Here is a 23126-nt window from a genome sequence, read left to right as displayed (position 1 = left end):
CTTGCACGCCGGCGCGCGACCGCCGGCCCCCGTCGCACCGGGCGCGCCCCATGCTGCCTGAACTCGGCCAGGCCGCGCTGCTGCTGGCCCTGGTCGCGGCGCTCCTGCAGGCGCTGCTGCCGCTGGCCGGCGCCGCCGGCGGGCGCGCGTCGTGGATGGCGGTGGCGCGTCCGGCCGCCTACGCCCAGCTGGCGCTGCTGCTGTTCGCCTACGCGGTGCTGACCCTCGCCTTCGTGCAGCAGGACTTCTCGGTCAAGTACGTGGCCGACAACTCCAACAGCCTGCTGCCGATGGTCTACCGCTTCACCGCGGTGTGGGGCGCGCATGAAGGCTCGATGCTGCTGTGGGTGCTGATGCTCGCGGTGTGGAACGCCGCGGTGGCGCTGTGGTCGCGGCGGCTGCCCGAGGTGGTGATGGCGCGCGTGCTGGGCGTGATCGGGCTGGTCGCGATCGGCTTCCTCTCGTTCCTGGCCTTCACCTCCAACCCCTTCCTGCGCCTGCTGCCGGCCCCGCTCGAGGGCCACGACCTCAACCCGCTGCTGCAGGACCCGGGGATGATCGTGCATCCGCCGATGCTCTACGTGGGCTACATCGGCTTCGTGGTGCCGTTCGCGTTCGCGATCGCGGCCCTGCTCGAGGGCCAGGTGGACGCGCGCTGGCTGCGCTGGGCGCGGCCGTGGACCAACGTGGCCTGGGGCTTTCTCACCCTGGGCATCATGCTCGGCTCGTGGTGGGCCTATTACGAGCTGGGCTGGGGCGGCTGGTGGTTCTGGGACCCGGTGGAAAACGCCAGCTTCATGCCGTGGCTGGCGGGCGCGGCGCTGATCCATTCGCAGGCAGCCACCGAGAAGCGCGGAAGCTTCGGCGGCTGGACCCTGCTGCTGGCGATCGCCACCTTCTCGCTGTCGCTGCTGGGCGCGTTCCTGGTTCGCTCGGGGGTGCTGACCAGCGTGCACTCGTTTGCCGCCGACCCGGGCCGCGGCCTGTTCATCCTGGCCTTCCTGGCCGCGGTGATCGGCGGTGCGCTGGCGCTGTACGTGCTGCGCGCGCCAGGGCTGCCGCAGGGGCGTCCGTTCGCCGCGGCCTCGCGCGAGACGCTGTTGCTGGTCAACAACCTGCTGCTCACCGCCGCCTGCGCGATGGTGCTGCTGGGCACGCTCTATCCGCTGCTCGCCGACGCGCTCGCCCTGGGCAAGGTGTCGGTCGGCCCGCCCTACTTCGGCACCCTGTTCATCGTGCTGATGGCGCCGCTGGTGCTGCTGGTGCCGCTGGGCCCGCTGACCCGCTGGCAGCAGGAACAGGCCTCCAGGCCGCTGGCCCTGCTGCTGCCGTGGCTGGGCCTGGCATTGGCGCTCGGGGCGGTGGGCTACTTCATGGCGCCGCAGGGGCCGCTCAAGACCGCGGTTGGCGTGTCCGCCGCGCTGTGGGTGGGGCTGGGCACCGCGCGCTTCGCCTGGAGCCGGCTGCGCGCCAGTGGCCGCGCGTTCACCCCCGAGATGCTGGGCATGGTGCTGGGGCACGCCGGCATCGCGGTGTTCCTGGTCGGGGCCCTGCTGGTGGAGGCGCAGCACGTGCAGCGCGAGGTGGCGATGTCGCCGGGCGACAGCGCGCGCATCGGCCGCTACGAGTTCCGCCTCGAGGGCGTGGAGCGCGTGCAGGGCCCCAACTACGTGGCCGACCGCGGCCTGGTGCAGGTCTTCCGCGACGACCGGCCGCTGGCACTGCTGCATCCGGAAAAGCGCGCCTACGCCAGCGGCGGGCAGATCATGACCGACGCCGGCATCCACGCCGGGGTGTTCGCCGACGCGTTCGCCGCGCTGGGCGAACCGCTGGGCAACGGCGCCTGGGCGGTGCGGCTGCAGGTCAAGCCGTTCGTGCGCTGGATCTGGGCCGGTGCGCTGCTGATGGCACTGGGCGGCTTCGTCACCGCCACCGACCGGCGCTTCCGGCGCGTGTCGGCCAACTCGCCCGCGCCGCGCGCGGGCGCCCGTGGGGGAACCGACTGATGGCCGGCAACCGCCACCTCGCGTCCGCGGTGATCGCCGCGGTGTTCCTGGGCCTGGTGGGCCTGCTGCTGTACGGCGTGCTGGTGTCCGATCGCAGCGACCGCGACGTGTTGCCCTCGCCCCTGATCGGCAAGCCGGCCCCGGAGTTCTCGCTGCCGGTGCTGCACGAGCCCGGGCGCCTGGTCGATTCGCGCGAACTGCTCGGCCAGCCCTACCTGCTCAACGTCTGGGGCAGCTGGTGCCCCGGCTGCCGGGTCGAGCATCCGGTGATCACCCGCCTGGCCGAGACCAAGCGCATCCGCGTGGTCGGCTACAACTGGAAGGACGAGCACGCCGACGCGATGCGCTGGCTGGAGCAGTTCGGCAACCCGTACTGGCTGGTGCTGGTGGACTACGACGGCCGCAAGGCGATCGACTGGGGCATCTACGGCGCGCCCGAGACCTTCCTGGTGGACGCGCAGGGCATCGTGCGCTGGAAGCACGTCGGGCCGATCGACGAGGCCGTGCTCGAACGCGACCTGCTGCCTGCGCTCGACGCCATCGGGGTGCCGCGATGAACGTGCGCCCCGCCCTGCTGCGTCGACTGCTCGCCGCGCTGCTGTTCGCGCTCGCCATCGGCGTGGTGCACGCCCAGGCGGTGCGCGATGCCACGCCGCTCGAGTTCCGCGACGAGGCCGAGGCCCGCCGCTTCCACGACCTGGTCGCCGAGCTGCGCTGCGTGATGTGCCAGAACCAGTCGCTGGCCGACTCCAACGCCCAGATCGCACACGACCTGCGCCGCGAAGTGTTCGAGCTGATGCGCGAGGGCCGCAGCGACGCCGAGATCCGCGACTACCTGGTCGACCGCTACGGCGAGTTCGTGCTCTACCGCCCGCGCTTTGGCGGCCATACCTGGCTGCTGTGGCTGGGCCCGGCGCTGGTGCTGCTGGCCGGCAGCATCGTGGTGGCGAGGGTCGTGCGCAGCCGCAGCCGCCAGCCGCTGCCGCCCGAGGAGGACCAGGAATGGTGAGCCCCGTCGTGCTGTACATGGTGCTCGTCCTGGCCGCACTGCTGCTCGCCGCGCTGGTGGCATGGCCGCTGCGCCGCGATTCGCGGCGGGTGTTCGTGGCGGTGCTGGTGGCGGTGCCGGCGATGGCGTTTGCGCTGTACCGCATCGTCGGCAGCCCCGAAGCCCTGGATCCGGCGGTCGTGGCCGCGACCGCCGGGCAGGCGCCGTCGATGGAGGAGGCGATCGCCGAACTCGAGGCCGCGCTCGAGCGCGACCCGGCCCAGCCCGAGGGCTGGCGGCTGCTGGCCCGCGCCCATGCCGCGCTTGGCCACCGCTTGCGCGCGCGCGAGGCCTACCTGGCCGCGCTCGAGCACATCCCCGACGATCCCGACCTGCTGGTCGAGGCCGCGCAGGCCGTCGCCCAGGCCAACCCCGACCACCTGATCGACGACCAGGCGCTGGGCATGCTCCGCCAGGCCCTGGTGCACGATCCCGACCACCAGCGCGCCCGCTGGTTCATCGGCGTGGCCCACCGCCAACGCGGCGAGGACGCCGAAGCCGTGGCGGCCTGGGAGGACCTGCTGCCGAAGGTGGACGCCGCGACCGCACGCGCCCTGCGCCCCCAGATCGCGCTTGCGCGCGAGGCCGCCGGCATGCCGCCGCTGCCCGCGGCCATGGCCGACGCGCCCGCCGGCGCCGGCAACGGCGTGCGCGTGCGCGTGCGCCTGGATCCGGACTTCGCCGCGCGCGTGCGCCTGCCCGGGGACGCGGTGGTGTTCGTGTCCGCGCGCGCGGCCGGTGGCCCGCCGATGCCGGTGGCGGTGGAACGGCACGCCCTGCGCGACCTGCCGCTGGACATCGTGCTTGACGACGGCGACAGCCTCATGCCCACCGCGAAGCTGTCCACGCTGGAGGCGGTGGAGGTGGTGGCCCGCATCTCCGCCACCGGCAGCGCCGACCGCAGCGACGACGACGTCGAATCGGCCGCGGTGCGGGTGCAGTTGCCGGCCGATGGCCCGGTGGAACTGGTGATCGGCGCCGCCGCGCGCTGAACGTCCGGCACAGCGTCCAGTCCGCGCGTTGCACGGACGCGTGCCTCTGCAATGATTGCGGATGCAACGCTCGGGCCGGCGCGACGATGGCTTTAGAATCCGCGCATGACCGAGTTCATCCCCCCCGGCACGTGCTGGGTCGACCTGCCTTCCCCTTTCCGGATGAAGCGCGGCGGCGTGCTCGAACACGGACGCGTGGCCTACGAAACCTGGGGCCGGCCCAACGCGGCGGGCGACAACGCGATCCTGATCTGCCCCGGCCTGTCGCCCGACGCGCACGCCGCCAGCCGCGAGGACGACCCCACGCCGGGCTGGTGGGAAGCGATGCTCGGCCCGAGCAAGCCGATCGACACCGACCGCTGGTACGTCGTGTGCGTCAATCCGCTCGGCAGCTGCAAGGGCTCGACCGGCCCGGCCTCGATCGACCCGGCCACCGGCGAACCCTACCGCCTGCGCTTCCCCGACGTGTCGATCGAGGACGTGGCCGATGCCGCCGCGCACGTGGTGCGCGCGCTCGGCATCGAGCAGCTCGCGTGCGTGATCGGCAACTCCATGGGCGGAATGACCGCCCTGGCCCTGCTCCATCGCCACCCGGGCATCAGCCGTGCCCACATCAACATCAGCGGCAGCGCCCGCGCCCTGCCGTTCTCGATCGCGGTGCGCTCGCTGCAGCGCGAGGCGATCCGCCTCGACCCGAACTGGAACGAGGGCCACTACAGCGACGAACGCTATCCCGAATCGGGGATGCGCATCGCGCGCAAGCTGGGCGTGATCACCTACCGTTCGGCGCTGGAGTGGGACGGCCGCTTCGGCCGCGTGCGACTGGAGTCCGACCGTCCCGACGAGGAACCCTTCGGCCTCGAGTTCCAGGTCGAGAGCTACCTCGAAGGCCACGCCCGCCGCTTCGTGCGCCGCTACGACCCCAACAGCTACCTCTACCTCAGCCGCTCGATGGACTGGTTCGACCTGGCCGAGTACGCCGATGGCGATGTGCGCGCGGCGCTGGCGCAGGTGCAGGTGGACAAGGCGCTGGCCATCGGCGCCCGCACCGACATCCTGTTCCCGGTGGAGCAGCAGCAGGAGATCGCCGAGGGCCTGGCCGCGGGCGGCGCCCGCGCCCGCTTCGTCGGCATGGAGTCGCCGCAGGGCCACGACGCATTCCTGGTCGACTTCGAGCGCTTCGGTCCGGCGGTCTCGGGGTTTCTCGACGGCCTCTGAGGGTGCGAACATGGGGTGCCTGCACGGGAGTGCCCGCCATGTTCTGCGATTTCCTTCTGGCCTCGGCCCACCACCTGCTGCTGTTCGGCCTGGTCGCCATGCTGGCGATCCAGTCCGCCCTGCTCGCGCGCCCGATCGATGCCGCGGCCGCGCGCCGCCTGGTCGGCGTGGACCGCGGCTACGGCACCGCCGCCGGCCTGCTCCTGCTTGCCGGCGTGGCGCGCGTGTTCTGGGGCGTCAAGGGCGCCGGCTTCTACCTGCACAACCCCTGGTTCCACGCCAAGGTGGGCGCGTTCGTGCTCGCCGCCCTGCTCTCGATCCTGCCGACCCTGGCCTTCATCGGCTGGCGCCGCCAGGCCACCCAGCAGCCCGGCTGGACGCCGGAGCCGGACCGCGTCGCCCGGATCCGCACCCTCGTCCGGATCGAACTGGCGCTGGTCGCCCTGATCTTCGTCTTCGCCGCGGCCATGGCCCGCCACGGTGGCCTCTGAGCTGGGCCGACCAGACCCATCCGCTATACTGCGCCCCCGCGCCGGAGTGGCGGAATCGGTAGACGCAGCGGACTCAAAATCCGCCGCCCTCAAAAGCGTGTGGGTTCGAGTCCCACCTCCGGCACCAGGGCCCTCGCTGCGCGTATTTGCCACGGCTTCTCCGGCCCGTTCCTGCAGTCCCGTCCGGCGCGGCCGCAGCTGGCGGATCCGTCCGCTGTCCGTGCCGATGCCCTGGCGTCGAGTCCTGTCTTTCAAAGGCCTCGCCAGCCTGCCAGGTCGTTGCACTTCCAGTCCGCCTACGGGTGTCATGTGAGCAACATCGAAGACCTCCTCTCGGCCGGGCAGCTCGAAGTCCTGGCCTCGCTGCCGGAAGGAAAGCCGGTTGTCATGCTCAACCTGCTGCGCTTCCGCGACCGGGCCGCCTACGACGATCCCGGCGAGGCGTGCAGCGGACGCGAAGCCTACCGGCGCTACTCCGAGGGCTCGCTTCGGGCGATCTCCGCCGTCGGCGGGCGCGTCATCTTCAGCGGCAGGGCGCATGCTTCGCTCATCGCTCCGTCGGACGAGACCTGGGACCAGGTATTCCTGGTCCGCTATCCGTCGGCCGCCGCCTTCCGCACCATGCTGTCCATGCCCGAGTACCAGGCCAGCGTGCGCCATCGGGCTGCGGCACTGGCGGACTCCCGGCTGGTGCCGGTCACGCTGTACGGAGAGTAGGCGCGAGTGGACGGGGCGCTGGGCGGGGCGGATGGGTGCGGTTGCCGGTGGAGCGCGGCTGGGGCCGCTGCAGGGTGGTGGCGGGTCGGGCAGGCGTGGTGGACGTCGGGACCATCGTGATCGCGGCATCCCGGCTCACGTGGCGATAACGGGGCGCGGGTTACTGGAAGCCTCGGACGGGCGTGGACGGTCGGGGCTCGACCGCGATCGCGCACGGCCGCCCCTTCCCCGACCCGGAGCCACGGATGCGCATCTCCCTCGCCAGCCTCGCCCTTGCGTTCCTGCTGGTCGCCGGTTGCGACGACGACGTGGAAGACGCGCCGGCGAAGACCGCCGCCAGCGAGGCGACGGCCACGGCCGCCGCACCGCCGCCGATCCTGTCCACGCGCCGCGCCGCGCCACCGGTGCGTGCCGGAGATTCCGCGCCGGCCGCGATGACGCCGGCGGCGCGGGCGCCCGCCGGGGCCACGAGCCGTGCCGCCGACGTCGAGCGCGGGACCGGCGGGCCCGGCCCGCGGCGCCGCGTGGTCGAGCCCGATCCGCCCTTCGTCCGCACGCCGGTGGCCACGTTCAATCAGCCCTGGGCGATGACCTTCCTGCCCGACGGGCGGGCGCTGGTGACCGAGAAGGCAGGCCAGCTGAAGCTCGTCGACGTGCGGACCGGCAGCGTCGGCATCGTCAGCGGCGTGCCCGCGGTCGCGGTCGGCGGCCAGGGCGGCCTGGGCGACGTGATCCTGCACCCCGGCTTCGCCGGCAACCGTCGCATCTACCTCAGCTACATCGAGCGCAGCGGCCCGAACTACGGCGCGGTGGTGGTGCATGCGCGGCTGGCGCTGGACACGTCCGGCGGCGGCCACCTCTCGCAGGTCACGCGGGTCTGGGAACAGGTGCCGAAGGTGACCGGCCAGGGGCACTTCAGCCACCGGCTGGCGTTCGACGCGTCCGGCAAGCTCTGGATCACCTCCGGCGACCGGCAGAAGTTCGACCCGGCCCAGGACATGGGCACCAACCTGGGCAAGATCATCCGCCTCGATGAGGATGGCAGCGTGCCGGCCGACAATCCCTTCTTCGCGCAGGGCGGCGTCGCCGCGCAGGTGTGGACCCTGGGCCACCGCAACATGCTCGGCATCGCCTTCGACGCCCAAGGCCGGCTGTGGGTGCACGAGATGGGGCCGGAGGGCGGCGACGAGCTCAACCTGATCCTGCGCGGGCGCAACTACGGCTGGCCGCTGGTCTCCAACGGCAACCACTACGGCGGCGCGCCGATCCCGGGCCACAGCACGCGACCCGACCTGGAGGCGCCCAAGGCCTGGTGGACGCCGGTGATCGCTCCGTCCGGGATGATCATCTACTCCGGCGACCTGTTCCCGACCTTCCGCGGCCAGGCGTTCATCGGCGGCCTCGCCTCGCAGGCGCTGATCCGGGTGCGCCTGGACGGCACGAACGCAGCGGAGTACCGCCGCTATCCCATGGGCCAGCGCATCCGCGAGGTCGAACAGGGGCCGGACGGCGCGATCTGGCTGCTGGAAGACGCCAACCCGGGGCGCCTGCTGAAACTCACGCCCCCCGCCTGACCCGGGTGCGCGACCGGCGCGGCTGTCCGCCTTCGCCCGTGCGCAGCGTAGTCCGGTGCAACGGCGCCCCCGCGCCGCTGCCCCCATGGACGACATGAAACGGATCGCGATCTTCTGCGACGGCACCTGGAACAGCGCGGACCAGGAGAAGAACGGGGAGCCCTGCCCCACCAACGTGATCAAGCTGGCGCTGCGCACCGCGCGCCGCGCCGGGACGATGCCGCAGCTGGTGTTCTACGACCAGGGCGTGGGCACCGGCGGCTCGCTCGACAAGCTCACCGGCGGCGCCTTCGGCCGCGGCCTGGACGACAACCTCTACGAGGCCTACCGCTTCCTGGTGCTCAACTACGAGCCCGGCGACGAGCTGTTCCTGTTCGGCTTCAGTCGCGGTGCCTACACCGCGCGCAGCCTCGCCGGCATGATCCGCAAGTGCGGCATCCTGCGGCTGCGGCATGCGCGGCGCTACCGGGAAGCGATCTCGCTGTACTGCGACGACCACCACCCCGACGACGACCCGGCGCAGGCGTTCCGCAAGGAGTGCTCGGTGACGGGGAACGACCCGGTCCCGATCCGCTTCATGGGCGTGTGGGACACGGTCGGCGCGCTGGGCATCCCGGTGCGCGGGCTGCGCGCGCTCACCGCGCACAAGTACAGGTTCCACGATGTCGAGCTGAGCGGGATCGTGCAGCATGCCTGCCACGCGCTGGCCGTCGACGAACGGCGTGCGCCGTTCGAGCCTGCGATCTGGGCTTACCAGCCGAAGGATGGACAGGTGGTGGAGCAGGTCTGGTTCTGCGGCGTGCACAGCGACATCGGCGGCGGCTATCCGCCGCAGGAGTCGGGCCTGTCGGACATCGCCCTGGAGTGGATGCGCGGTCGCGCCCGTGCGGCGGGGCTGGCGATCGACGCCGAGGTCGACACCACCCATGCGCTCAACCCGGACCCCATGGCGACGGCGCACGATTCGAAGACGGGGCTGTACCGGCTGACGCCCGGCAAGGACCGCGTGATCGGAGTGGTGAACACGCCGGAGGGCAAGACGGCCACCGGGCGCGATCCCACCCAGTCGCTGCATCCGAGCGTGCTCAGGCGCTGGGACCAGGATCCCCGCTACCGGCCCGACAACCTGCGCGCCTACCTGCGCATGATCGGCGACCCGCGCGCGGAGGCCTGAGCCAGCGGAGTCAGCGGCACAGGCGTCCGCCGCCGCGAGCGACGTGGAAGTGGTCGGCGTGGGCGTCGTTGTAGTCGGGGCCGAGCACGACGTCGAACCAGTCGCAGGCGCCGTCGCGCACCGCGCGCAGGAACGCCGCTTCGGGTGTGGAGGCATCGTCGCCTGCTGCCCAGTCGCCCAGCACGCGCACCCGGCGACCGTCCTCGAGCACGAAGCCGGCGATGTCGAACGCGTCGGCCGTGGCGTGGCGGCTGCGCCGGCCGCCCTCGCGCCCGTAGAGGTTGCGGCAGGCGTACGAGCCGAAGTGTTCGATCCGCGCCACCGGACTGCCCAGGTGCGTGGTCGCCGCCTGCTGCAGCGCGTGGCGTTCCCACATCGCCAGCGCCAGCGCACTGCGGCAGCTCAGGGCGAAGGGTTCGCCCACCGCCACGCTGGTGCGCGCGATGCGGAAGGCGTTGTCGAAGCCGCAGCCGTCGCCGGTGACCCGGTCCTCCAGCGGCGTCGCGTCGAGCGCGGCCTGGGCCAACGCCGCGCGGCAGGCGTCGCGGTCGCTGGCGGCGCGATCGAGCTTGAAGCGCGTGAGCAGGTTCGGCGCCGCGTCGATGCGCAGCGGCGCCCACGGATTCCAGCGCTCGGGCACGCGCAGCGCGCCCGACCACAGCGCCCAGGTGGCGAGCGCGACCAGCAGCAGTAACAGCAGGCCGCCAAGGCGGCGCGGTTGGGCCTCCATGGCGCGCAGTGTGGCGGGGGCGCGGACCAAGCGCGCGTGAGTGTCGCGCGCACGCTCTGGAATCCGCGGCTGAAGCCGCGCCTGCAGGACCTGCGCTTGCAGGAGCGCTTCAGTCGCGACGGACGTGGCCCCCACCCCGGCCCTCCCCCGCGAGCGGGGGAGGGAGAGCAGCAGCGCCTTGGCGCGAGCGTCCCCCACCGGCCCTCCCCCGCGAGCGGGGGAGGGAGAGCAGCAGCGCCTTGGCGCGGGCGTCCCCCACCGGCCCTCCCCCGCGAGCGACGGAGGGAAACATCGGCTTCGTGGGGAAGGAGAGGGGACGTCAGCGGGATGACGAAGCGGACCTGGGCAACGCGACGGGACGCCGCACGCGAGCGCTCCCTCCCCCGCTTGCGGGGGAGGGTTGGGGTGGGGGCAACCCTCCGCCAATGCGTTACCAGATCCGCACCCGCTCCTCGGGCGCGATCCACAGCCGGTCGCCTTCCTTCACGTCGAATGCGTCGTACCACGCGTCGATGTTGCGCAACGGCGCGAACGCTCGGATGTGGCCGGGCGAATGGGTGCCGTTGACCAGCTGCTGGCGCAGCGCGTCGTCGCGCCACAGGGTGCGCCAGACCTGGGCCCAGCCCAGGAACAGGCGTTGCTCGCCGGTGAAGCCGTCGATCACCGGCGCCGGCTCGCCGCCGAGAGAGCGGCGGTAGGCCTCGAGCGCGATGGTCAGTCCGCCGAGGTCGCCGATGTTCTCGCCCATCGACACGCGGCCGTTGATGTGCATGCCGGGCAACTGCGGAAACTCGTAGGCCTCGTACTGCGCGCCGAGCCTGGCGGCCTGGGCTTCGAACTTCTCCGCGTCCTCGGCCGTCCACCAGTCACGCAACATGCCCTTGCCGTCGGACTTGCGGCCCTGGTCGTCGAAGCCGTGGATGATCTCGTGGCCGATCACGCCGCCGATCGCGCCGTAGTTCACGGCCGGGTCGGCATCCGGGTCGAAGAACGGCGGCTGCAGGATCGCCGCGGGGAAGACGATCTCGTTCTTGACCGAGTTGTAATAGGCGTTGACCGTCTGCGGGGTCATGCCCCACTCGTGCTTGTCCACGGGCTTGCCCAGGCGCGAGCGGCGGAAGTCCCACTCGAAGCGCCGGGCGCGCAGGGCGTTGCCGAAGACGTCGCCCTCGCGCACCTCGAGCGCACCGTAGTCGCGCCACTTCTCGGGATGGCCGATCTTGAGTCCGAACCCTTCGAGCTTGGCGCGCGCCTCGGCCTTGGTCTCGGGCGACATCCAGTCCAGCGCTTCCAGGCGTGCGCCCATGGCCAGCTTCACGTTGGCCACCAGTTCGTCCATCTTGGCCTTGGCGTCGGGCGGGAAGTACAGCGCCACGTAGTCGCGCCCGATCGCCTCGCCCATCACCCCTTCCACGAACGACACGCCGCGCTTCCAGCGTTCGCGCGGTTCGGGCTGGCCGGACATGAACTTCTCGCGGAACTCGTAGTGGGCGGTGACGAAGCGCTCGGGCAGCAGTGGCGCCATCGAGTCGACCAGGTCGGCCGCAAGCCAGGCCTTGAGGGTGTCGAGGTCGGCTTCGGCGAAGGCCGCCGCCATCTTCGGGATCGCGGTGTCCTGGCGGACCACGGCCAGTTCGGCATCGCCCACGCCGGCGCCGTCGAAGAAGGTCGCCCAGGGGAAGCCAGGGGCCTTGGCCTCGAACTCGGACAGCTTCACCGGGTTGTAGGTCTTGTCGCGGTCGCGGCTCTCGGCGCGGGTCCAGTGGGCCCCGGCGATCCGGGTCTCGAACGCCAGGACCTTTGCCGCGGCGGCCTGGGGGCTCTCCCAGCCAGCCAGTTCAAGCAGTTGCGCGACATAGCTCAGGTAACGCTCGCGCTGCGGCGCGAAATTGTCGCGCAGGTACATCTCGCGGTCGCCCAGGCCCAGGCCGGACTGCGAGAGGTAGAGCGTGTAGACATCGGGGTTGCGCTGGTCATCGGCGACCATCAGTCGGAACAGGCCGCCGCCGAAGCCGTTGGCGACGCTGGCGCGCACCAGCGCGTCCTTGTCGGCGGCATCGCGCAGCTCGGCGATCAGCGGGCGCAGCGGCGCGTCGCCACGGGCCTCGATCGCGGCCTCGTCCATGAAGTCCCTGTAGAGCGTGGCGATCTTGGCCGCGTCGTCGGTGGACGGGTCGGCCTTCGGATAGCTCTCCACCAGGGCGCGCACGCGCGCTTCGGACAGGTCGCGCAGGACCCGGAAGTTGCCATAGCTGGACTGGTCGGCCGGGATCTCGGTGGTGCGCGCCCAGTTGCCGCTGGCGTAGGCGAAGAAGTCCTCGCCCGGACGCACGCTGCGGTCCATGCCCTCGACGTCGAAGCCCCAGGTGCCGTAACGCGGCGCCTTGATGGCCGACTGCTCGGCCGCGCTGGCTGCCTCCTCGGCGGCGGTCGACTGCTGGCTGCAGGCCGAAAACGACAGCGCCAGCGCCAGTGCGGTCGCCGCAAACAGGAGATTTCTCTTCACTACATTGCTCCAGATGATTGATTTGTAGACGGAATGACCGCAGGCGCGGCGTCCGGTCGGCGCCAGCATAGCGACCAGGCGGCGCCTGCCACCCGGGCCAAAGGGCATGGTTGGTTGCGTGTGCCTGCTTCCGCCGCGCTCGACCGAGGGCACGCAGGCGCCGGCGCGGGCCGCGGGGTCACTCGCGCCTGCCTGCCGCGGACCCATCGCACCCGCTTACGCCGGTCCAGTGGCCTGCAGGGGCTGGCCGCGTTGCCGGACCCCTATCGGCCGATGGCCGGGCGATCACCGCCGTTTGCGCCTGTCCCCTGCTCCGCCTGCACGCGGCGTCAGGTGCCCCCTGCCCCGGGGGCACTCCCGCGCCGGGACCCGCCACGCGGCCGTGCGCGCCTCCGGCGGCGGCCCCGGTCGGGTTCGGCCGGAGCGAGCGCCACGACCGCCGACCGGGCCGGGCGGGATCGTTCCGGCCGGCCCGAGCGGCTCAGCGCGTCGCTGCGCGGCCGGCGCGCTTTTCGTCCTCGGTCGCCTCGCGCACGTCGAGCACGCTCACGTCGAAGTGCAGGGTCTGCCCGGCCAGCGGGTGGTTGCCGTCGATGCGCACGCGGTCGCCGTCGACCTCGACCACGGTGACCAGCAGTGGGCCGCGTTCGGTGCGGGCTTCGAACTGCATGCCCGGCTCCACCTTCTCCACGCCCTGGAACGCCTGCCGCGGCAGGTCCTGGACCAGCGCCTCGTTGCGCACGCCGTAGCCCTCCTCCGGGCGCACGTCCACCTGCAGCCGGTCACCCGCCTGGTGCCCGGCCAGCGCCTTCTCCAGGCCGGGGATGATGTTGCCGGCGCCGTGGAAGTAGTGCAGCGGACGGTCTTCCGAAGACTGGTCGATGACGCGACCTTCGTCGTCGGTCAGGGTGTAGTGGATGCTGGCGATGCGCGCAGCCGTAATCTCCATGGAGATCCTCCTTGGATTGCATGGGGGTGGGTATCGAGGGGATCGCGTCGGATGACAGGACACCGGAACAACACACGGTGCGATGACGCCCGCCCACGATAGCGGCCGCCGGGGGCCGACGCAAACCGCGCATTCACGGTTTCACATACCGGAGGGTCCAGTAATCCCCGGCGCTGCCGATAACCTGGACGTGAACCAGCGCGATCCGCCCTTGCCGATGCCGCCCTATGCGACCGTGGCCGAACGCCGCGCGCGCGACCTGCAGTTCGTGCGCCGGGTCCATCGCATGCGGATGCTCGGCACCGTGCTGTGCGCGCTGCCGATCGCGTCGGTCCTGGCCGAACGCGGCGTGGGCTGGCCGCTGTGGGCGGTGATGGTGTTCAACGCGGTGGGCTGGCCGTTGCTGGCCAACTGCCTGTGCCGGCGCGCGCGCGATCCGGCCCGGGCGCAGTTCCGCTGCCTGACCCTGGACGCGGCGGCGTCGGGTGCCTGGTCGGCGGCGATCGCGGTCAGCCTGGCGCCCACGGTGCTGTTCGTCACCATGGCCACCGCCGACAAGATCGCCGCCGGCGGCTGGCGCTTGGTCAAGCGCAGCAGCCTGGCCCTGTTGGCGGGGTTCGTCCTCGCCTGGGGCCTGCTCGGCTGGCCGTTCGAGCCCCGCGCCTCGGACCGCACCCTGCTGCTGTGCATCCCGTTCCTGTTCGTCTACACCGTGGCCCTGAGCGTGGTGACCAACCGCCTGGGGCAGCGGATCCGGGTGCAGAACCGGGAGCTCGAGCGACGCAACCGCACCGACCCGGCGATGCAGGTCGCCAACCGCCCCTACTTCGAGCAGGTCGCGGCCGAGGCCCTGGCGCGCTTCCAGCGGACCGGCCGCCCGGCCGCCCTGGTGCTGCTGGACGTGGACCACTTCAAGCAGGTCAACGACCGCCACGGCCACGCGATGGGCGACGCGGTGCTGCAGCGGATCGCGGCGCTGCTGCGCGACAGCGTGCGCGAGAGCGACCTGCCCGGCCGCTACGGTGGCGACGAGTTCGCGCTGCTGCTGGTGGACGCCACCCTGCCCCAGGCGCTGGAGGTGGCCGAGCGCATCCGCCGCGAGACCGCCGCCCTGCGCTTCGACGGTGCATCGTCGCTGTCGTGCACGCTGAGCCTCGGGGTGGCGGCCGCGTCGCCGCAGGACCCGACCCTGGATGCCTGGATGCGCTCGGCCGATGCCGCGCTGTACCGGGCCAAGGCGGCCGGTCGCAACCGGGTGGTGGCGCATGCCCCCGCGCCGCCAGGCGATCCGGCGCCTCAGTCGAACTCGACCAGCACCGGGTAATGGTCCGACGGCAGCACGCCGTCCACCGCGTCGTCCAGGTGGCGGACCGTGCGTGGCCGCAGTCCGCGCGAGAGCACCCAGTCCAGGCGGCGTTCGGCCCTGCCTTCGAACCAGTGGCCGGTGCCCTCCGGCCCGGAACGGCGTGGCGCGTGCTCCCAGGCGTCGTCCAGCACCGCGGTCAACGCCCGGTGCGGCGGGTGGCCGGGGATGTCGTTGAAGTCGCCCACCAGCACCACCGGCAGGTCGGCGGGCAGGCCGGCGATATGGCGCAGGATCAGCGTCGCGCCGCGTTCCCGCGCGGTGGCGTCCTCGTCCCGGTACGGCATGTGGGTGTTGAGCAGGTACAGCCGCTTCCCGTCGGCGATCCGCTCGAACAGGCCCCAGCTGGCCATGCGCGGATACCTGGTGCCCCAGGTGATGCTGCCGGGCACGTCGGGCGTGTCCGACAGCCAGAAGTGGCCGGAGTCGAGCAGGCGCATCCGTTCGCGGTGGTAGAACACGCCCATGTGCTCGTCGTCGGCGGCGCCATCGCCGCGGCGGCCGTGGCCGAACCAGGCGTACTGCGGCAGGCGCGCGGTGATGAAGTCGGCCTGTTCGCGCAGCAGCTCCTGGGTCCCGAGCAGGTCCGGATCGGCGTCGGCGATCACCTGTACCAGCGCATCGCGGCGTCCCGACCACCGGGCCGGGCCCTCGATGTCGCGCGCCACGAGCACGTTGAACGACATGACCCGCAGCGTCGGTGCGGGCGCCGGTTCGAGCGTCCGGCAGCCGGCCAGCATCGCCAGCAGCAGGCAGGCGGCGATCCACCAGTGACGCAGGCGGGTGGAAGGTTCAGTTCGCATCGTCCGACTCCTGCCCGGCGCGCCCGCCGCGGGCGCGCAACTGCCAGGACGCGATCATAACCGCCGGCAGCGCGACGACCGCGCCGGGCCACACGCCGCCGACCAGGGCCACGGCCAGGCCTGCGTACAGGCAGGCGCCGCCGATCGCGATCGAGCGGCCGCGCGTGGTGCCCGGCACGTCGCGCTCGCGGCGCAGTTCGAAGCGGACGACGGCGGCGAGCACCGGCGCGACCATCAGCAGGCACAGCGCGATCCAGCACACGCGGCCCAGCCAGAAGCCCGGTTCGCCGGGCAGCCCCGCGTCGATCGGCAGGCCCATCCGTTCGCCCAGCCACGCCGCAGGCAGCTCGGCCAGCTTGTGCCACAGGTAGAGCGGCATACCGAGTGCGCCCAGCACCGCGATCGCGCGCGGCGGCGCGCGGCCCGCGAGCATGCGCCGCGCCAGCGGTTCGAACGCCAGCACCGCGCCGGCCTGCAGCCACATCACTCCGACCAGGGCCAGGGTCGGCGGCAGCATGTTGTTGCCGGCCAGCGCCACGCCCACCATCGCCACCGGATAGCCGCTGGCCATCGCCAGCGCCAGCCACGCGGCGCCGAGCGCGAGCAGCGCCACGCCCGCCGGCGGTCCGCGGAAGCGTCCGCGTTTCCAGGCGATGCCCAGCTGCTGCGGCAGCAGCCAGACGACCAGCATGTTGAGCCAGGCGATGCCGGGCGGACGCTGGGCGACGCGGCTGCCGAGCGCGGCCAGGTCGCGCGCGCTCGACACGTCCGCCCGCAGCACGTCGAGCGCCGCCGCCACCACCACCAGCCCCGCCACCGCGCCCAGGCCCCAGCGCTCATCCATCCGCAGGCTCCACGGTAGCAGCGCCTGCACCGTCAGCAGCATCAGCAGGAACCACAGGTGCACGGTCAGCGACTGGTCGAACAGGCCCAGCAGCCGTCCGCCCGATGCCAGGGCGGCCACGGCCAGCAGCACCAGCACCGCCAGGTAGGTCACGGTCGGCCGTGCGAGCGCCAGCGCGCGTGCCGCCCACCACCGCGCCGGCCCGGCCACGCCCACCCGCCGGGCGACGCCTTCGGCGCTGACCGCGGCGGAGACGAACACGAACAGCGGCACCACCTGCACCAGCCAGGTGAGCACAGCCGCGCCGTCCCAGGCCGCGAGCAGGTGCTCGGTCTGCGCCAGGCGGCCGTCGCGCAACCGCGGCAGGGTCGCGATCCAGTGCCCGAGCACCACGACCAGCAATGCGCCCGCGCGCAGGGCATCGGGATAGGGGTCGCGCTGCGGCGTGGACATCGGCCCTCCCTGGCGGAACCGTTCCATCTTAGCCCGCATGCTTCCGGGCGCGGCGTGCGGTCAGAGGGTGCGGGTCACCCCGGCGCCGCGTGCGCGCAGGAAATCGGCCGCCCCTGCGGCCTGTTCGGCCGACAGCGCATGCACCACCACCGTGGACCGGCCGGCATCCATGGCGTCGCGGGTAGCGTGCACGTAGCGGTCGTGGTCGGGTCGCAGCGACACCAGCCCACCCAGCAGCAGCCCGGCGGTGGTGCCGAAGAACAGCAGCGCCAGCGCGGCAGCAACCGGCGACTGGACGATGAAGGGCACGTCGGCCAAGTACAGCAGCGCGAACGCGGCGAGGGCGAGCGCGGCGCCGGCGAGGCCGAGGCGCAGGTGGGCGCGCAGGATGGTGCGCCAGATGCCGCCGCCTTCGGGTTCGAGCCGGATGTCGACATCGGCCGAGCCCGGCGTCACCACCTTGACCTGGGCCTTGGCCAGGCCGGTGTCGCGGCACAGCGCGTCGGCGGCGGCGCGCGCCGCCCGGGCATCGGGAAACACGGCAGCCAGCTTATGGTTCGAGACCTCCGCGGTCACGGGCACGTCGGACATGGCGAAGCTCCAGTCGCGTTTGCCCCATCCTCGTCCCCGCGGTGTGGTACGGGCGTGACGTGCGCGCGCAATGTCCAGGCGGCGAGTGGGGTCGATGGCGTCCGCCTGCCCCCCACCCCCAACCCTCCCCCGCTCGCGGGGGAGGGAGATCATTGCGGAGAGTCTCGGCCGGCATTTCCCCTTCCCCCGCTTGCGGGGGAAGGCCGGGATGGGGGCGAGGTGCCGCAGCGGGCGGAATGATCCGGGCTGTCCGCCTGCCCCCCCACCCCAACCCTCCCCCGCTCGCGGGGGAGGGGGGCATTGCGGAGAGTCTCGGCCGGCTTTTCCCCTTCCCCCGCTTGCGTGGGAAGGCCGGGATGGGGGCGAGGTGCCGCAGCGGGCGGAATGATCCGGGCTGTCCGCCTGCCCCCCCCACCCCAACCCTCCCCCGCTCGCGGGGGAGGGAGAGTCTCGGCCGGCTTTTCCCCTTCCCCGCTTGCGTGGGAAGGCCGGGATGGGGGCGAGGTGCCGCAGCGGGCGGAATGATCCGGGCTGTCCGCCTGCCCCCCACCCCACCCCTCCCCCGCACGCAGGGAAGGGGGACAGGTGGCAGCGTGGCGACGCTACTCCGCTGCCGCCGGATACGCGCCGGGAAGTGCGTCGCCGCTCCAGCCGAGGACCTGGGCCGCTTCCTCCGGCACGGGCGCGGGATGCACGCCTTCGGGGACATGCGCCAGGTCGAAGCGCCGCAGTTCGATGCTGCGGAACGGCGAGCCGTGGCCGGAGGTGATCGCCACGCCGTTCGCCTCCAGCTTCGTCGCCCTGCGGAACGCGTCGAGGTCCGCGTAGCCGGCCTGGCAGTCCGTGCCGCCGCGCACGGGGCCCCAGTCGACGAGCGGTTCGTCGCTGGCGCCGCGCACGTACACGTTGCCGTCCACGCGGGTGGCCATGGGCCGGGTCAGGCGGCCACACAGCGCCGGCGCCTGCCTGAATTCCAGCAGCGGTCCGTCGACGCCCTCCCCCGCCACCAGCAGGTTGCGCTCGAACACGTGGCCTTCGCGCTCGTCCACGTCCGGCCCGGTGGCCGGATGCCAGGCGAACAGGTCGCCGGTGGCGCTGCGGCCGTCGCGGTCGAACAGCACCGGCGAGTTGTAGAAGGTGTTGTGGTACACGCGCGCATTCGAGCTGTTGAGCACGCGGATGCCCTGCGCGTTGTCCACGAACACGTTGCCCGCGGCCACCACGCCCTTGGAGATCTCGAAGAAGAACCCGATCTGGGTGCCTTCGACGTAGTTGTCGACGAACACCCCGTCGACGTTGCCCACGTCGTACCACACGCCGTTGGAATGCGGGTGGTCGATGATCAGGTTGTCGCGCACCACCACGTCGTAGGACTGGTTGAAGATCTTCACCGCCGCCGGGTAGTAGCCCGTCAGCTGCTCGACGTTGTTGCGACGGACGATGTTGCGCTCCAGCAGCGAACCCGACGAGCCGATCAGGTAGATGCCCTCGGTCCCGGTGTCGCTGATCAGCGAGTTGCGGATGGTGAGGTTGTCGCCGCGGAAGTAGCCGGCCACGCGCGAGGTGTGGGTAATGGTCACGTGCTCGAGCGTGGTGCCCACCACCTGCTTGCCGTGCTCGCTGCGCGGCGAGATGCCCACCGGGTCGTCGGTGGGCTCGTCGTTCGGGCCGGTCGAGGGCTTGCGGTCCTCGATGTCGATGGCGCGGAACGCGTACTGGGTGAAGGTCAGGCCGCGGATGGTCGGGCCCTTGCCGTCGGACGGCTTGCCGTGCACCTCGCGCGAGGGGCGGTGCAGCGCGATGTCGTGCGCGGTGATCTCGATCTCGTGCTCCGCCGGGTCGACGCCGACGTACACGTAGCCGTTGTCGTAGTCGATGTAATAGCCGTCCTCGCCCAGTTCGCCGGGCCAGCCCTGCGACAGCAGCGGACGGCCGTCGACGAAGACCATGTCGTTGTTGAAGCGGTGCAGCGGGGTGCGCATGCCCTCGCGCTCGACCCGCCACCAGGCCAGCGGCCGCGCCGGGAACAGGCGGTCCCACTTCGTCCGCCACACGTTGTCGCGCAGCGCCTCCCACTGCGTGGCCACGCGCGTGCCCTTGAGCACCGGGACCTCGTCGAGGTAGGGCTGCATGGTGATGCCCTGGTTGAGCTGCAGGCCGCCGGTGCGGTAGGTGCCGCCGCGCAGCACGATGGTGTCGCCGGTAACCACGCGGGCGATCGCCGATTCGATCGTGGTCGGCCGCTGCAGGCTGCTGCCCTCCGCCGCGGGATCGCCGTCGGGCGCGACGAAGTACACCCTGCCCTCCTGCGGCACTTCGTAGCGTTGCGGGATCGGGCCGTAGGGTCCGCCGGATGGCGCCGCCTGCGCGGTGACGGCCAGGACGGCGGCGAGGACGAACAGTGTAGGCCGCAGCAGCGACGGCCGGCGGAAACGGTGAGCGCGCGGGGCGCTGGACGGCTTGGGCATGGATCCTCCCGGAATGGCGGCGGCGCGACGCTCGCAGGCGTCGTTCGTGTTAGCGCTACCAGAAGGTAGCATCGCCGACCGCCGCTGGCGACCGCCGCGCGCGGATCACCGCGTGCCTCCCCATTTGGCAGGTGCGGGCTCAGTCGGCCTGCGGGCCGCCTGTCGCGTGGGATCGGGTCTCGGCGTCCGCCGCCTGCGCCCCGCCGTGCTGGCCGGTGGGATCGGCCAGTTGCACCACCCTGCCCTGCTGCCAGGCATCGGCGCCGGGCGCGATCGGCGGTGCTTCGATGTCGCGCCTCGCCTCGCGGCGTTCGCGGCTGTCCACGCCCAGGCGTTCGTCGCGCGCCACCACCATCGTCTCGTCGGCCTGGCCGTCGGCGGTGAAGCCCATCATCAGCTGCGGCACGCCTAGCGGCAGGGCCTGGTCGCTGCCGCCGTGCCAGGTGTGCCAGGTCTTGCCGTAGGTGCGCACCAGTTTCTCCATCAGCGCCCGTTCGGCGGCGCCCGGGAGGCCCGGCGCCACCAGCTGCCCTGATTTCACCTCGAATACGTGGCTGTGCCACAGGTCCTTCTCGGCCTCGGGCAGTGCCGCGAACAGCCGTTCGTCGATCACGTATTCCAGGCCGATGATCCGCGCCCCGGCCACGTTGCCGTCGTGGATCACGCACTGGATCACGTCCTCGTTGAGCACCGAGCAGTAGTGGTGCGCCTCCATCTGCGTGTCCATGTCGCCGCTCTGGAAGTGGAAGCCGTCCAGGTAGGTGCTGATCGCGTCGATCGGCGGCTTGTCCTGCAGGGTGTCGGCACCGGCCGCGAGCAGGCGCGTGCCAGGACGCTGTTCGCGCCCGGCGGTGTCGGCGCCGGGCGTGTCGCCGCCGCCGCAGGCGGCCAGGGCCGGCAGCAGGACCGCGGCCAGCGTGGGGGAATGTCGCATGCTGTGCTCCTGTGGGGCGGGAACCCACAGGCTAGGCACTGGCCGGCAGCGACCACGTGAATGCGGGCCGCCGCCGCTCAGGGCCGGGCGATGCGCAGCCCCGCGTGCTCGGCCCCCATGGTGCCGCACCAGGCATCGAACTGCGACGGGGCGCCGGACACCCCGACGCCACCGACCGGCGCGCCATCGGCAGTGAACAGCGGAACCCCGCCCTCGATGGTGGCGATCATCGGCACGGTGGGCAGGTTCCAGTCCGCGGTCTCGAGCGTGGAGCGCCGGAACACCGCCGCGGACCGGCCCTTCCAGCGCGCCACTTCGGCCGCCGCTGGCGAGGCCTGGCCGCGGGCGAAGCTGAGCAGCTCGCCGGACTGGTCGTACACCGCCACTGCCACCTCGTGCCCGGCCTCGCGGGCCAGGGCCAGGCAGTGTCCGGTGATGGCCTGGGCGGTGTCGTGGTCGAGGACGGGCGCCATCACCTGCGCGGGCAGCGGCGGTGCGGCCAGGCCGGCGGCAGCGAGGACGAAGGCCGGAAGGATCGCTTTCATCGTGTCTCCTGTGCGGACGCGGTCCGCGTTGCGGGGTGCGGGATGCCCGGGCTCGCGGGCAGCGGGTTGGCAGGTCGGGGGTGCGTCGCCTGGACGGATGGCCTGCGACGCGCCGGCCCTCGGCACGTACTCAGCGGCGACGCTCTTGCCGCGCGGTGATCCGCAGGATCTGGCCGGGGTCGTCGGTCACCACGTAGATGGCGCCATCGGGCCCGACCACCGGCTCGTAGGGACGGCCCTGGGTGGTGAGCACGACCTCCTCGTGCTGCACGCGCTCGCCGTCGAGCGTGAGCAGGCGCAGCTGGCGCGGCGCCAGGCCGGTGACCAGGGCCTTGCCCCGCCATAGCGGGAACTGCGCGCCCTGGTAGAACGCCAGGCCCGACACGCCGATCGACGGTCGCCAGAACCATGCCGGCTGTTCGACGCCCTCGGCGCGCCGGTGCGGCGTGAGCACGGTGCCGTCGTAGTTGATGCCGTACGAGACCACCGGCCACCCGTAGTCCGCGCCGCGGCGGATGACGTTGAGTTCGTCGCCACCGCGCGGCCCGTGCTCGGTGGCCCACAGCCGGCCGGTGCCGGGCTCGAACGCCAGGCCCTGCGGGTTGCGGTGGCCCACGCTCCAGACCGACGCGAGCGCGCCCGGGCGGCCGTGGAACGGATTGTCGTCGGGCACGCCGCCATCGGGTCGGATGCGGTGGACCTTGCCATTGGGCCGGCCCGGCTCGCGCGCCAGCTCCATGTCGCCGCGGTCGCCCACGGTCAGGTACAGGTGGCCGTCGTCGCCGAAGGCCATGCGCGCGCCGAAGTGCCACCAGTTGCCGCCGTAGTGCGCGGGGGCGGCCTCGAACACCACCTGCTGGTCGACCCAGGCGTTGCCGCGCAGTCGCCCGCGCACCACCCGGGTCATCAGGCGCGGCCCGGCGGCGCCCTCCCCCTCGCCGTCGCCGAGGCGATGGGCGTAGCTGAGGTAGATCCAGCCGTTGCGGGCGTAGTCGGGGTCGAGGGCGATGTCGAAGAGGCCGGCCTGGTTCCACTCGTGGTCGTGCACGTGCACCGGCGGGGTGCCGGACACCGGTTCGGGGACCAGGCTCCCGCCGCGCACCACCCGCAGCCGGCCAGGCCGCTCGGCCACCAGCGCCGTGTCCGGGTCGAGGAAGGCCATCGACCAGACCGTCTCCAGGCCCTGGGCGAACACCTCCACGTCGATCGCGTAGTCCAGTGTCTGGTGCGTACCCGGGACGGCATCGAACGCGCGCCGCGCCGGCGGGTCCGGCGCGTCCTCCTCGTCCTCCGCGTCCTCCTCGTCCTCCGCGCCGGATCCGCGCGCCGGCAGGTGGGCCGCCAGGGCGGCGATCTCCTCCGCCGAGAGCGTGGCGGCGAACGAGGGCATGCCGCGCGAGGCGATCCCGTTACGGATCACCCGCTCGAAGTCCTGCCGGCCGCCGCCGTAGCGGTAGTGCTCCGGCGACAGCGGCGGGCCGAGCCCGGAGCCTTCGCCCGCCGCGCCATGGCAGGCGGCGCAATTCTCCTGGTAGAGGCGTCCGGCGTCCTGGGCCGCGAGCGGGCGGCCGGGCGCGAGCAGGGCAGCCAGGAGCAGCAGCAGCGCCACCGGGGCGCGGGGGAAACGATCGGGCATGGCGTCCTCCAGGGGGTTGCCGGCGGGCGCATCGCCGCCGTCGACCGTGTCGATCAGGCCAGTTGGCGGCTGCGACCTGAATGG

General features: G+C 72.5%; 20 protein-coding genes and 1 tRNA gene. 11 read left to right on the top strand and 10 right to left on the bottom strand.

Features of this window, described 5'->3' with window-relative positions; genetic code table 11:
- Positions 1 to 50 precede the first annotated feature (50 nt).
- From FQY79_RS13870 to FQY79_RS13825, 10 genes are all read left to right on the top strand, one after another.
- Positions 51 to 2006, top strand: a complete 1956-nt coding sequence (locus tag FQY79_RS13870) for a heme lyase CcmF/NrfE family subunit (RefSeq protein ID WP_146313483.1) — start codon at positions 51 to 53, stop codon at positions 2004 to 2006.
- Entirely contained in the window at positions 2006 to 2563 is a 558-nt protein-coding gene (locus FQY79_RS13865) for a DsbE family thiol:disulfide interchange protein (protein WP_146313482.1), read from the top strand. The genes FQY79_RS13870 and FQY79_RS13865 overlap by 1 nt, the downstream gene beginning before the upstream one ends.
- On the top strand, positions 2560 to 3015 hold the full coding sequence (locus tag FQY79_RS13860; protein WP_186760088.1) for a cytochrome c-type biogenesis protein: 456 nt from the start codon (positions 2560 to 2562) through the stop codon (positions 3013 to 3015). Before FQY79_RS13865 ends, FQY79_RS13860 begins: the two co-directional genes overlap by 4 nt.
- The gene (locus FQY79_RS13855) at positions 3009 to 4046 is read left to right on the top strand and encodes a tetratricopeptide repeat protein (RefSeq protein ID WP_146313481.1); all 1038 of its coding nucleotides are present in this window, start codon (positions 3009 to 3011) and stop codon (positions 4044 to 4046) included. Before FQY79_RS13860 ends, FQY79_RS13855 begins: the two co-directional genes overlap by 7 nt.
- Positions 4047 to 4151: 105 nt before the next feature.
- A complete protein-coding gene (gene metX, locus FQY79_RS13850; RefSeq protein ID WP_146313480.1) occupies positions 4152 to 5264 on the top strand; it encodes a homoserine O-acetyltransferase MetX in 1113 nt (370 codons plus the stop codon).
- Positions 5265 to 5302: 38 nt separating this feature from the next.
- On the top strand, positions 5303 to 5755 hold the full coding sequence (locus tag FQY79_RS13845; RefSeq protein ID WP_146313479.1) for a DUF2214 family protein: 453 nt from the start codon (positions 5303 to 5305) through the stop codon (positions 5753 to 5755).
- 40 nt (positions 5756 to 5795) lie between these two features.
- A tRNA-Leu gene (locus FQY79_RS13840) sits at positions 5796 to 5882 on the top strand.
- 182 nt (positions 5883 to 6064) lie between these two features.
- A complete protein-coding gene (locus tag FQY79_RS13835; RefSeq protein ID WP_146313478.1) occupies positions 6065 to 6472 on the top strand; it encodes a DUF1330 domain-containing protein in 408 nt (135 codons plus the stop codon).
- 434 nt (positions 6473 to 6906) lie between these two features.
- Positions 6907 to 8046 (top strand): PQQ-dependent sugar dehydrogenase, encoded by a 1140-nt coding sequence (locus FQY79_RS13830; protein ID WP_146313534.1) that lies wholly within the window; start codon positions 6907 to 6909, stop codon positions 8044 to 8046.
- A gap of 85 nt (positions 8047 to 8131) precedes the next feature.
- On the top strand, positions 8132 to 9220 hold the full coding sequence (locus tag FQY79_RS13825) for a DUF2235 domain-containing protein (RefSeq protein WP_222434292.1): 1089 nt from the start codon (positions 8132 to 8134) through the stop codon (positions 9218 to 9220).
- A gap of 10 nt (positions 9221 to 9230) precedes the next feature.
- Here FQY79_RS13825 and FQY79_RS13820 read toward each other — a convergent pair whose 3' ends face one another.
- The 3 genes from FQY79_RS13820 to FQY79_RS13810 form a co-directional block, all read right to left on the bottom strand.
- Positions 9231 to 9950: an extensin-like domain-containing protein gene (locus tag FQY79_RS13820; RefSeq protein WP_146313477.1), complete on the bottom strand. Its 720-nt coding sequence runs from the start codon at positions 9948 to 9950 to the stop codon at positions 9231 to 9233.
- Between the two features lie 430 nt (positions 9951 to 10380).
- Complete coding sequence (locus FQY79_RS13815) at positions 10381 to 12456, bottom strand: M13 family metallopeptidase (RefSeq protein WP_246123132.1); 2076 nt, start codon at positions 12454 to 12456, stop codon at positions 10381 to 10383.
- A 481-nt stretch (positions 12457 to 12937) separates the two neighbouring features.
- The gene (locus tag FQY79_RS13810) at positions 12938 to 13405 is read right to left on the bottom strand and encodes an FKBP-type peptidyl-prolyl cis-trans isomerase (protein ID WP_146313475.1); all 468 of its coding nucleotides are present in this window, start codon (positions 13403 to 13405) and stop codon (positions 12938 to 12940) included.
- A gap of 190 nt (positions 13406 to 13595) precedes the next feature.
- Here FQY79_RS13810 and FQY79_RS13805 point away from each other — a divergent pair, with 190 nt between their 5' ends.
- Positions 13596 to 14729: a sensor domain-containing diguanylate cyclase gene (locus FQY79_RS13805; RefSeq protein WP_186760087.1), complete on the top strand. Its 1134-nt coding sequence runs from the start codon at positions 13596 to 13598 to the stop codon at positions 14727 to 14729.
- Here FQY79_RS13805 and FQY79_RS13800 read toward each other — a convergent pair.
- The 7 genes from FQY79_RS13800 to FQY79_RS13770 form a co-directional block, all read right to left on the bottom strand.
- Positions 14702 to 15571 (bottom strand): endonuclease/exonuclease/phosphatase family protein, encoded by an 870-nt coding sequence (locus FQY79_RS13800; protein ID WP_246123131.1) that lies wholly within the window; start codon positions 15569 to 15571, stop codon positions 14702 to 14704. The genes FQY79_RS13805 and FQY79_RS13800 overlap by 28 nt on opposite strands.
- Positions 15561 to 16868, bottom strand: coding sequence for an acyltransferase family protein (locus FQY79_RS13795; protein WP_186760081.1), 1308 nt, complete (start codon positions 16866 to 16868; stop codon positions 15561 to 15563). Before FQY79_RS13795 ends, FQY79_RS13800 begins: the two co-directional genes overlap by 11 nt.
- A 60-nt stretch (positions 16869 to 16928) precedes the next feature.
- The gene (locus tag FQY79_RS13790) at positions 16929 to 17459 is read right to left on the bottom strand and encodes a riboflavin biosynthesis protein RibA (RefSeq protein ID WP_146313472.1); all 531 of its coding nucleotides are present in this window, start codon (positions 17457 to 17459) and stop codon (positions 16929 to 16931) included.
- A gap of 602 nt (positions 17460 to 18061) precedes the next feature.
- Positions 18062 to 19927, bottom strand: coding sequence for a right-handed parallel beta-helix repeat-containing protein (locus tag FQY79_RS13785; RefSeq protein ID WP_146313471.1), 1866 nt, complete (start codon positions 19925 to 19927; stop codon positions 18062 to 18064).
- Between the two features lie 139 nt (positions 19928 to 20066).
- Entirely contained in the window at positions 20067 to 20861 is a 795-nt protein-coding gene (locus FQY79_RS13780; protein ID WP_146313470.1) for an OBAP family protein, read from the bottom strand.
- A 77-nt stretch (positions 20862 to 20938) separates the two neighbouring features.
- Positions 20939 to 21406, bottom strand: coding sequence for a GlcG/HbpS family heme-binding protein (locus FQY79_RS13775; protein ID WP_146313469.1), 468 nt, complete (start codon positions 21404 to 21406; stop codon positions 20939 to 20941).
- Positions 21407 to 21536: 130 nt separating this feature from the next.
- Positions 21537 to 23042 carry a PQQ-dependent sugar dehydrogenase gene (locus tag FQY79_RS13770; RefSeq protein WP_186760079.1) on the bottom strand — a complete coding sequence of 502 codons (1506 nt, stop codon included), beginning with the start codon at positions 23040 to 23042 and terminating at the stop codon, positions 21537 to 21539.
- Positions 23043 to 23126: the final 84 nt, after the last annotated feature.

It is taken from the genome of Luteimonas wenzhouensis (assembly GCF_007859305.1).
GTDB lineage: Bacteria > Pseudomonadota > Gammaproteobacteria > Xanthomonadales > Xanthomonadaceae > Luteimonas > Luteimonas wenzhouensis.
The sequence above is the reverse complement of the archived record's forward strand: the minus strand, read 5'-3'. Positions and strand labels throughout refer to the sequence as shown.